The 10518-nt window shown below is 39.8% G+C and carries 10 protein-coding genes; 7 read left to right on the top strand and 3 right to left on the bottom strand.

Annotated features, from left to right (window positions below):
- The first annotated feature begins 75 nt into the window (after window positions 1-75).
- The 5 genes from BAU16_RS07500 to BAU16_RS07480 all read left to right on the top strand — a co-directional run bounded on the left by BAU16_RS07500 (window position 76) and on the right by BAU16_RS07480 (window position 7209).
- Window positions 76-822, top strand: coding sequence for an LPXTG cell wall anchor domain-containing protein (locus tag BAU16_RS07500; RefSeq protein ID WP_161526837.1), 747 nt, complete (start codon window positions 76-78; stop codon window positions 820-822).
- 408 nt (window positions 823-1230) lie between these two features.
- Window positions 1231-3912 (top strand): cation-translocating P-type ATPase, encoded by a 2682-nt coding sequence (locus BAU16_RS07495; protein WP_161526836.1) that lies wholly within the window; start codon window positions 1231-1233, stop codon window positions 3910-3912.
- Window positions 3913-4393: 481 nt separating this feature from the next.
- Window positions 4394-4822 (top strand): hypothetical protein, encoded by a 429-nt coding sequence (locus tag BAU16_RS07490; RefSeq protein ID WP_048603879.1) that lies wholly within the window; start codon window positions 4394-4396, stop codon window positions 4820-4822.
- A gap of 281 nt (window positions 4823-5103) precedes the next feature.
- Window positions 5104-5460, top strand: coding sequence for an iron chaperone (locus BAU16_RS07485; RefSeq protein ID WP_048603880.1), 357 nt, complete (start codon window positions 5104-5106; stop codon window positions 5458-5460).
- 249 nt (window positions 5461-5709) lie between these two features.
- Window positions 5710-7209, top strand: a complete 1500-nt coding sequence (locus tag BAU16_RS07480; RefSeq protein WP_442896821.1) for an Lsa family ABC-F type ribosomal protection protein — start codon at window positions 5710-5712, stop codon at window positions 7207-7209.
- Between the two features lie 56 nt (window positions 7210-7265).
- On the opposite strand, the gene BAU16_RS13590 is transcribed toward BAU16_RS07480, so the two are convergent.
- From BAU16_RS13590 to BAU16_RS07470, 3 genes are read right to left on the bottom strand one after another with little or no spacing between them, the layout of a single operon-like run.
- Window positions 7266-7427, bottom strand: coding sequence for a hypothetical protein (locus tag BAU16_RS13590; RefSeq protein ID WP_171000827.1), 162 nt, complete (start codon window positions 7425-7427; stop codon window positions 7266-7268).
- Window positions 7428-7451: 24 nt separating this feature from the next.
- On the bottom strand, window positions 7452-7802 hold the full coding sequence (locus BAU16_RS07475) for a hypothetical protein (RefSeq protein ID WP_048603882.1): 351 nt from the start codon (window positions 7800-7802) through the stop codon (window positions 7452-7454).
- A 12-nt stretch (window positions 7803-7814) separates the two neighbouring features.
- Window positions 7815-8837: a lactonase family protein gene (locus BAU16_RS07470; RefSeq protein ID WP_048603883.1), complete on the bottom strand. Its 1023-nt coding sequence runs from the start codon at window positions 8835-8837 to the stop codon at window positions 7815-7817.
- 117 nt (window positions 8838-8954) lie between these two features.
- Between BAU16_RS07470 and BAU16_RS07465 the strand changes: the two genes are divergently transcribed.
- Together BAU16_RS07465 and BAU16_RS07460 are read left to right on the top strand one after the other, a co-directional pair.
- Window positions 8955-9308, top strand: coding sequence for a PTS glucitol/sorbitol transporter subunit IIA (locus BAU16_RS07465; protein WP_048603884.1), 354 nt, complete (start codon window positions 8955-8957; stop codon window positions 9306-9308).
- A 9-nt stretch (window positions 9309-9317) separates the two neighbouring features.
- The gene (locus BAU16_RS07460) at window positions 9318-10484 is read left to right on the top strand and encodes an AI-2E family transporter (protein ID WP_161526834.1); all 1167 of its coding nucleotides are present in this window, start codon (window positions 9318-9320) and stop codon (window positions 10482-10484) included.
- The last annotated feature ends 34 nt before the right edge of the window (window positions 10485-10518 follow it).

Genomic DNA, 10518 nt, shown 5'->3' with positions numbered 1-10518 from the left:
TTTCTATGTTTCAAGTTTTAGGTAACAGATAACCCGGATACCACAGATTTGGAACATCCGTTTGTGGTTCACCAGATGATGGAATCTGATGGAACGCCGATTGAAGAAAATCAAACATATAATGTTGTCATCAATGACTTTTTATTTGGCGGAGGAGACGGTTTTGCCGGCTTTAGGGATGCTATTTACAAAGATGCTATGCAGCCGGATACAGAAACTTTTGTCAACTATATCAAGACGTTAGAGTCTATGGGAAAAGAAATCTCAGCATCTGTCGAAGGACGAAAAACTTATAAATCAGCAGAAGAAATCCAAAATGAAGCAATCGCCAAAATTAAAGAAGCAACTTCTTTTGAACAAGTGAAAGAAGGCGATACGTATTTAGTTGGAAAAACACTTGCTTCTGCTAAAATCAATGTGTCAAAAATTTCAAAACAAAAAGCAGTAAATCCAATAATCAGTGCCTCTGCAGATGAAAACGGTAGCGTTCAATTAGATATTCAATCTCTTCAGTTTATAGAAGGGAATCAATTACTAGTAACGGTGACGGATGCAAATGGTTATACGGCAGAATTCTCGCAAACGATAGTAGCAGCGACGATTGCTACAACGGATTCCAGTGATTCGACGGATGACAGTACGTCAACGACATCCAGCAACGATTCAACAACGGCAACAAGCACAAGTACTTCAAAAGGAAATACCAATAGTGAGAAAAATCTTCCTAAAACCGGTGAAACACGAAATGCTGCACTCACACTTTTAGGTGTTCTTTTCCTAGGAGCGGGTGGCTATCTGATTTATAGAAAAAAAGCCGCTTAATCAGAAATTACTGCAAATGTTTCTAACGGGATAGCAGCTACCACTATAAGGATAAACTGAAATACTAATAAAGCGATTAGTGAAAAACCTGCTCATCATTAAAGAGCAGGTTTTTTTCACTGCTACAGATTATTTGTTGATTTCTTTCCTAAAATGCGCATTTTTAAGAAATCTAAAAATGTTGCCCTATCAGATAATCTACTATATAATGATTGGTGTAATTATTTAATTTTCATGAGGGAGTAACTGGCAGCATACGCTGTGGCAACGTCACCAATCCTGGAAGAAATTTCTGGTGTTGCCTTAATTAGTGAGACTTATGTATGTTCGTTACATACACAGGTCTATTTTTTTTCAATTTTGAAAAATAGAGCGGTGTGTAGCGACAAAATCAAAGGAGGAGAAACATTGGCAGAGGAAACGAACAAAAAAGCGCAGGTAAACCAACCTTTCTATTCGCAAACTGACAGCGAAGTATTGAAAGCGATGGATACTACCGTCGATGGACTATCGAGTGAAGAAGCAAAAAAACGTCTTTCACAATATGGTCCAAACGAATTGGATGAAGGTAAGAAAAAAACCATGTTCCAAAAATTCATGGAGCAATTCAAGGATCTGATGATTCTTGTCTTGTTGGTAGCGGCTGTTATTTCTGCAGCAGTTTCCCATGAAATCGTGGATGCTGCGATTATTTTAGCGGTTGTTATCATTAATGCAATCATGGGGGTTGTGCAAGAAGCGAAGGCAGAAGAAGCCATCGAATCTTTGCGAGAAATGTCTACACCAAATGCAAATGTTCTGCGGGATGGGCATACGATTACCATCAAGAGTGATGAATTAGTTCCAGGGGACATTGTTTTACTAGAAGCAGGAGATGTTGTTCCTGCAGATATGCGTTTAGTAGAAGTTAATTCGATGAAAATCGAAGAAGCTGCATTGACAGGTGAATCTGTGCCGGTTGAAAAAGAACTTGTTGTCCTTGAAGGTACGGAAATTGGTATCGGAGACCGCATCAACATGGCCTTCTCAAATAGTAACGTAACGTACGGTCGCGGAAAAGGGATCGTTGTCAATACGGGGATGAATACCGAAGTAGGGAAAATCGCCGGAATGTTGGCGCAAGCAGATGAAACAGAAACACCGTTGAAAAACAACTTGAACCATTTAGGTAAATTCCTGACAGCTGCTATCGTGGTTATTGCTGTTGTTATGTATTTTGTTGGTACATTGTTTAACGATACTTCATGGAGCGACATGTTGTTGACGTCAATTTCACTAGCCGTTGCGGCAATTCCAGAAGGTTTGCCAGCTATTGTTACAATCATCTTGGCATTGGGAACACAAGTCATGGCAAAACGAAATGCTGTCATCCGTAAATTGCCAGCTGTAGAAACATTAGGTTCAACAGACATCATTGCTTCTGATAAAACCGGAACACTAACACTGAACCAAATGACCGTTGAGAAATTGTATACAAATGATCGCCAATACAGCTCTTCACAACATATTCCTGAAGACAATATGGCATTAAAGATTATGAACTATGCGAATGATACAAAAATTGCCCAAGACGGTAGTTTGATTGGTGATCCGACAGAAACAGCCTTGGTTCAATTCGGGAATAATCAGGGCTTTAATGTAACAGCCAAAGTTCAAGAACAACCTCGGGTAGCCGAAATTCCTTTCGATTCTGAACGTAAATTGATGACAACAATCCACAAAGAAGCAGAAGGACGTTACTTAGTAGCTGTCAAAGGTGCTCCTGATGTCTTGCTAGGACGTGCTTCAAAAGTTCAAATCTTTGATGAAATCAAACCAATGACTAACAAAGAAGAACAAACAATTCTTGAAAACAACAAAGATATGGCAAAACAAGCTTTACGTGTTTTAGGAATGGCTTATAAATATGTGGATGCAATTCCAGAAAGCTTGGAATCAGACATTGTTGAAAATGATTTGATTTTTGCTGGTTTAGTCGGCATGATCGATCCAGAACGTTCTGAAGCTGCAGATGCTGTACGTGTAGCTAGAGAAGCTGGTATCCGTCCAATCATGATTACTGGGGATCACCGGGACACGGCAGAAGCAATTGCCGGACGTTTAGGAATCATCCAACCTGGTGACGATGCTGCAGTCTTGACTGGAGCAGAATTAAATCAAATGTCCGACGAAGAATTTGCACGTAATGTAGAAAAATATTCTGTTTATGCACGGGTTTCTCCTGAGCATAAAGTTCGTATCGTTAAAGCATGGCAAAAAGAAGGCAAAGTAGTTGCCATGACCGGTGACGGTGTTAATGATGCGCCTGCTTTGAAACAGGCGGATATTGGTATTGGTATGGGGATTACCGGGACAGAAGTTTCCAAAGGAGCTTCTGATATGGTACTTGCCGATGATAACTTTGCAACCATTGTCGTAGCGGTAGAAGAAGGACGTAAAGTTTTCTCAAATATTCAAAAAGCAGTTCAATATTTATTGGCAGCCAACTTAGGTGAAGTTTTAACCTTGTTCTTGGCAACTCTTTGGGGTTGGGATACGCTATTACCAATTCATTTGTTGTGGATCAACTTGGTAACCGATACATTCCCTGCTATCGCATTGGGAATGGAACCTGCCGAAAAAGATTTGATGGAACACAAGCCTCGTGGACGCAATTCGAACCTATTCTCAGGTGGCGTGTTAAGCAGTATTATTTATCAAGGGTTGCTGGAAGCAGCAACTGTTCTATTTGTATACTGGTCTGCCATTCAATGGCCAGTGCACGAAGGATATGATGCTATTCATGCGGATGCGTTGACGATGGCCTTTGCAACATTAGGTTTGATGCAATTGTTCCATGCCTTTAACGTGAAGTCTGTTCACCAATCATTATTCAAGGTAGGAGCATTCCGCAACAAGACCTTCAACTGGGCAATCCTGTTGTCCTTTGCGTTAATGATGGTCATTATCATTGTTCCGGGATTAAATGACATTTTCCGCGTTGCACACCTTGATTTGTATCAATGGGGTATCGTGTTAGGTTCATCCTTTGCAATCATCCCGATTGTAGAAATCGTCAAAGCAATCCAACGGGCAATGGGCAAAAGCTAATAGAACTATTGATTGAAATAAAAAGTAAAAGAAAAGCCTTTTAAATGGGCTTTTCTTTTTTTATGAAAGATAGATTGAGATGAGAAGTTCAATTATGATTTTAAATAGGGTAGAAAAAAGATGGTTTGACTAGTCAAGAGATGCTTTTTGGATGGTACTTAATCTGTTGTTTTGCTAGTGGTTTTGTTTACAAAATGGGTGAAAACATAAATAAAAACTTAATCGAGCCGAGGATGTCTGTTAGCTGTAACTAACAGGTACCTATTTTTTTATAAAAAAAGCACCACCTTTTCACCAAATCTACTCCGATTAGCGTTGAAAAAGAGTTCTTGCAGAGGAAATGAACAGGTAGTCTGAATTTTTTGCACTTCTCTTTTTGGAGAAAAAAAGGATGGTCGGTGAGAATTTGCCGGTCACTCTTCCCTAAAGTCGAAAAAAACGGTAAAATAGCCATAAATAGAGCAGAAAGTAGGAATAATTTGTGAGACCTAATTTAGGATTTTATGTTCAAGCAATTAATGATATCGTAAAAACAACCGAAGAAATCGGTGAAAAAATGAACCCCAGCTATGAAGCAATCCGTAAAGCGATCGATGAGGATAAAACAGCGGAAATCACAGCAGAACAACTGAAAGAAACTGTTGCGTTATTTAGCGAGGGAACGGTGAAATACAAAGACATGCTGAAACAGATCAGCAATTTGCGTCCACCGGCAAAAGTAATGGGAATCCATAAAAAATTTGAACGTTCATATGTTAAATATGTTGCCGGCTGTGAAGAAATGACGACCAGCCTCCAAGTAGAAGGAATTGATGTGGCGGCATTTGATGCCTCAGAGAAAAAACAAGACGAAGCCACAGACGAAATTTCTTTTGCGATTCAACGGATGACGAGTCTGTTGCTGAAATAAAACGTATCCAAAAAACGAGAGTTATCTAATTTAAATATAACGTTATTTTTAGGACAAAAATAAAAAGAACCGCTATACTTAACTCATAACCAACAACAACCTTTTTATTTTTCATTTTACTCCTTATAAGAGTAATTACTCCTTTTTCCATTGGGCTTAACCGACCCAATGGTTTTTTTATGTCTGTTATGAAATGATTTTATTTCGTCATTTAATTCTCTTTTATTCGTCCTTCTTCTTAAAATATGCTACTCTTTTCTGAAAAAAGGAGGTCGTGTCTTTTGACCGTTATCGAGCATTATATCCATGAAGCACCAGCCGAGCATCAGGCGATTTTAAACGAAGTCTATCAACTAATTAAGAAATTAATACCGGATGCAACAGAAAAAATCAGCTACGGAATGCCAACTTTTTATTTTCATGAAAACCTAGTGCATTTTGCTGCAGCGAAAAAACATCTGGGCTTTTATCCGACACCTTCAGCGATTGCACAGTTTCAAGAAGAGCTGATAAATTACCCTTCTTCAAAAGGTGCTGTTCAGTTTGTCTATACGCAGCCATTACCGACGGAACTGATTAAAAAAATGGTTTTGTTTCGTAAAGAGGAAGTAGTGAAGAAGTTAGAATTGCCAAAATAGCAATCTCGTGCTATTCTAAATTTATTAAAAACGAAATGAGGGATCCTGCGTTGAAAAACTAACCAATTGATTGAAGCTGCATTAAGAGTGTGCCTAATTTATGATGTATTCAATAATTTATGGGGACAGTGTGCAGATTTTCAGGATTGGTGTGGTTTTTCAATTGGTGGGGTCTTTTTTGTCTATCCGTCTGCCGTGAAAGCCTGTCCTGAAAATAGGAGAGGTTTTTTTATTGAGGTGATGAAAAAAATGACAATTACAATTAAAAATTTAACGTTTGGCTTTGATAGTCAGACAATCAATCTTTTTGACCACACAAATCTAATGATTGACACCAATTGGAAATTGGGTTTGATTGGGCGAAATGGTCGAGGAAAAACGACACTACTGAATTTATTGAGGGGAAAACTGCCTTACAGCGGGAAAATCGAGCATCAAATGACCTTCACTTATTTTCCTCAAAAAATTGAGGATAAGCAGCAGTTGACCTACTATGTCTTGCAGGAATTATCCGATTTTGAGCAATGGAAGATCGAACGGGAGCTGAATTTGCTGCAGGTGGACCCGGAAATTTTATGGCGGGAATTTTCCAGCCTTTCAGGGGGAGAACAGACAAAAGTTTTATTGGCTTTATTGTTTGTAGACGATGTGAATTTCCCCTTGATCGATGAACCCACCAATCACTTGGATATCGTTGCCCGGCAACAGGTAGCGGATTATTTGCGGGAAAAACGGCAGGGGTTTATCGTGGTCAGTCATGATCGACGATTTGTCGATGGAGTCGTGGATCATATTTTATCTATCGAGAAAAGTCAGCTGGTTTTGTATCAGGGTAATTTTTCGGTTTATGAAGAACAAAAACGATTGCGGGATCAGCATGAGCAGGAAGAAAATGCCAAGCTGAAAAAAGAAATTGGACGTTTGAAACAAACTGCCGCTGAAAAAGCAGAATGGTCGCGTTCCCGTGAAGGAGATAAAACGAAAAAGAAAAAAGGGTTTATCGACACGGAAGCCCGACGAACGAATAAAGGAGCTATCGGTGCGGATGCTGCCCGCACCATGAAACGTTCCAAGGCAATTGTGAAACGTATGACCGATCAGGTATCGGAAAAAGAAAAACTGTTAAAAGATATCGAGTATATCGACCCGTTAACGATGAATTTTCAGCCGAGTTATCATAAATCACTGTTGCAGGTCGAAAATCTGCAGTTAAGCTATGAAAAGCCCCTGTTTGCCCCAATCACCTTTGATTTGGAAAAAGGGCAACGTATCGCCTTACGGGGAGCAAACGGATCAGGAAAATCTTCCATTATTAATTATTTGTTGGGACAATTTAACGGAGAAGCAACTGGGAAAATTCTCCGTCCGCAAAATGTTGCTATCAGTTATGTTCGGCAAAATTATGAGGACAATCGGGGGACGTTGACAGAATTTGCAGAGGAACATCATTTGTCCTATCAAGAATTATTAAACAATTTGCGTAAATTAGGTGTTGAGCGAACCGTTTTTCAAAATCGAATTGAGCAAATGAGTATGGGTCAGCGGAAAAGAGTTGAGCTGGCAAAATCTTTGGCAACACCCGCAGAACTATTTATTTGGGATGAGCCGTTGAATTATTTGGATGTCTTCAATCAAGAACAGTTGGAGCAGATTATTCAAGAAATTCAACCAACGATGCTAATCGTAGAGCATGATGAAACGTTTTTACAAAATGTGGCAACACAGATCGTTACGTTGCAGCCAGAATAAGAAAAACGCCAAAACAGCCCGCAAGAACGGTTGTTTTGGCGTTTTTTTATTTTTGATTAATTTTCAACATTACGAACGTAGTCGTCGAAGTATTTGATCAAATCAGCTTTTACTTTTTGATAATCTTCTTCGCTGTATTCTTTGGCTTCGACTTTTCCGTTAAAAAAAGGGAGATTTAATTCTTCCTTCAAACGTGCAACAACTTCATCTTGATTCATTCAGAGTTCCTTCTTTCTTTCGTCTTAAAAAAGCTGAAAGGCAGCGGTCAAGGCTTCATACTCATCCCGCATTTTTGCCAAACGTTTCTCAAGGGAAGGCAGGTCATCATCCGCATGGAACAACACCTGCTTTAGTTCAAAATAAAAATCATCGAAAGCATTGATGAAGTTTTCCACTTCGGTTGTTTGCAACTGGGGATTTTGATCACAGCGGACATAGGTTTTTTCCGCAATGGCATAGGCCTCGGCAGTCGTCAAAATAGCCAGATTTTCGTTGTAGCGGCGGCTTAGCACCAAGTCGTACACCGATTGGCATTTATTCAACAGATTAGAAAAATCCTTAAGCAATAATTCTACAGGGGTTTTCGTAAACATAAGATTCCTCCATTAGTTTTCAAATAAAACACAAACGGTTTCCGGTGCGTAGACATCTTTTTGAAGCAGAGTTAATTTACCAGATTCGCTGTCGCGACGGTAAAGAGTCAAATTGTCGCTGTTTTGATTCGCTGCTACGAGATAGTGATCGCTTGGATCTAAGGCAAAATCCCGTGGAAAGTCGCCTTCTGTAGAAATGTGTTGAACAAAGGCAAGCTGTTGTCCGTTGTCTGCCGTTTGAAAAACAGCGATGGAATTATGTCCTCGGTTTGATGCATAAACGAAGCGACCGTCATTGGAAACACGAATGGCAGCCCCACCATTAAATTCATGAAAATCTTCCGGCAAGGTAGAAATTTTTTGTAACGCTGCAAAGCTGCCATCTTCTTTGTTGTAACGCAGTACTGTAATCGTACTGTCCAATTCACCAAAAAGATAAGCAATTTCTTTGTTTGGATGAAACGCCAAATGACGGGGACCAGTTTTGTCTTCTGCAACATAAACGGCAACTTCTGAAAGTTTGCCTTCGATGGAAACATCGTAGGTGTACACACGATCTGTACCAAGATCGCAAACAGCCAGCCGCCCATCTGGTGTTAGGTCAGTATAATGGACATGGGGTTTGTCTTGATTTTCGTGGCTGCCGGTCGGTTCGTCATGGTACAAAGCATCTGATGCTGCCAAAGAGCCGTCTGCCAGAATGCGGTAGACATTGACTTCCCCTTTGTGATAGTTGGCGCCATAGACTAATTTACGTGGTTCGTCAACGGAGACGTAACAAAGGGGAGCACCTTCTTCGGTAATGGCATTTAAAAAGGTAAAATTCTCATTGTAAGCCGCACAACCGCCTTGGCCTTCCACGGAAGTTACCGAGTAAGTATTGCTGTCTTTGCTGCGGGCAAGATAGGTTGGGCTATTTTCTGATGCAACAAGTTCTAATTGTTCCAGTGTTTCTTTTTCGGTGTCTAGTACGATTGAGTAGATGCCTTTGCTTTCTCGGCGAGTATACGTACCAAGCAATATTTTTTTTAACATAAGCTACCTCCTAAGAAATGAATACTCTTTTATTTTACCATATAAAGGATTGTCAGCGTTCACCAAATGATCGACTGTGTTATAATATTTTTGAATGGACGAAAGGAGATCGAAGCTATGACAAAAGGAAAAATCGTTGCGATTGGCAAAGAAGCCATCGATGAAAATGAAAAAATTTTGCTTTTCTTCGGAGACGGCGCGACGGAGGGCTTGAAACGTTATTCGGTGATTCAGGAGATTTCAGATCCGAAAACCATCGAAATCAAGCAAGGAGACCAAATTACTTTTGGAGATAAATCCTATGTGGTGACTTTTACCGGAAATACTGTCAATCAAAATCTGCACTCATTGCAACACGTGACCTTTGTTTTTGACGAAGTACCGGAAACCAATGTGATCGCCAACGGGGTCTATTTAGCACCAGATGCGTTACCGAAAATTGCAGTCGGGATGACAGTTACTTATCCATAGGAGGTCGTGATGGAACGAAAAGACAAACACAAACTTTCCTGGTTTTGGAAATGGTTTTTGAATAATCAATTTGTGACAGCATTGCTGATTATTCTGCTGATCCTGTTGATTCTCAATGCTTTTACAAAGGTTTCGTATCTGTTTACACCAGTGGTTCAATTTATTGGTGTTGTGAGTCTGCCCATTGTCATGGCGGGAATTTTGTATTACTTGATGAATCCGGCAGTTGATTTTTTAGAGAAAAAAGGGTTAAAACGTGTTTATAGTATCACTTTGCTGTTTTTACTGTTGATTGGCTTGCTTGTTTGGGGAATTGTGGTCATTGTACCAAAAATCCGTGAGCAATCGTTAAGCTTTGCCGAAAATTTTCCCGGGTATCTGACAGTGGTGGATGATAAGGTACAGGAAATATTGAATGATCCGATTTTTTCACAGATTCAAGATCAAGTCGAAGAATACGGCGATAAAGTAATGAGTTGGTTGACTGCTTTTATTCAGGATTTTTCAAAATCAACGATTGAAAATATCGGTCATTTTGTCGGTGCAGTGGCAACAGTGGTGGTGGCGATTTTAACGATGCCGTTTATCCTCTTTTATTTATTGAAAGACGGACGTAACCTTGCACCTTATTTTGTGAAATTTTTGCCGACTCGCTTGCGAAAACCAACTTTGAAAGTTTTAAAAGAGGTTAATGAACAAGTTTCTTCCTACATTCGTGGGCAGTTGACGGTTGCGTTGGCCGTAGGAATTATGTTTATCATTGGTTTTTCAATCATTGGATTGGAGTATGCCGTTACTTTGGGAATCATCGCAGGATTTTTAAATTTGATTCCTTACTTAGGCTCATTTTTGGCAATGGTTCCAGTGGTTTTTCTGGCAATCGTAGTGGGACCTTTCATGCTGGTAAAGGTTTTGATTGTTTTTGTCATCGAGCAGACAATTGAAGGACGGTTGATTTCGCCGTTGGTTTTAGGCAGTCAGTTGTCGATCCATCCGGTAACAATTCTGTTGGTTCTGCTGACTTCTGGAAAACTTTTTGGTGTTATCGGCGTTATCTTCGGGATTCCTGTCTATGCAGCCGCCAAAGTGGTGATTACCCACTTATTTGAATGGTATCGCAGCATTTCCGGTTTGTATGAAAAAGAACCAGAACCAGAGGAAATCAAAAAAGAATAAGTTTCTGCAAACGAAAAAATCCGACCAATAGCAA

This window comes from Enterococcus sp. JM9B (genome assembly GCF_009933265.1).
Taxonomy (GTDB): Bacteria; Bacillota; Bacilli; order Lactobacillales; family Enterococcaceae; genus Enterococcus_C; species Enterococcus_C songbeiensis.
This window is presented reverse-complemented; position numbering and strand designations above follow the sequence as displayed.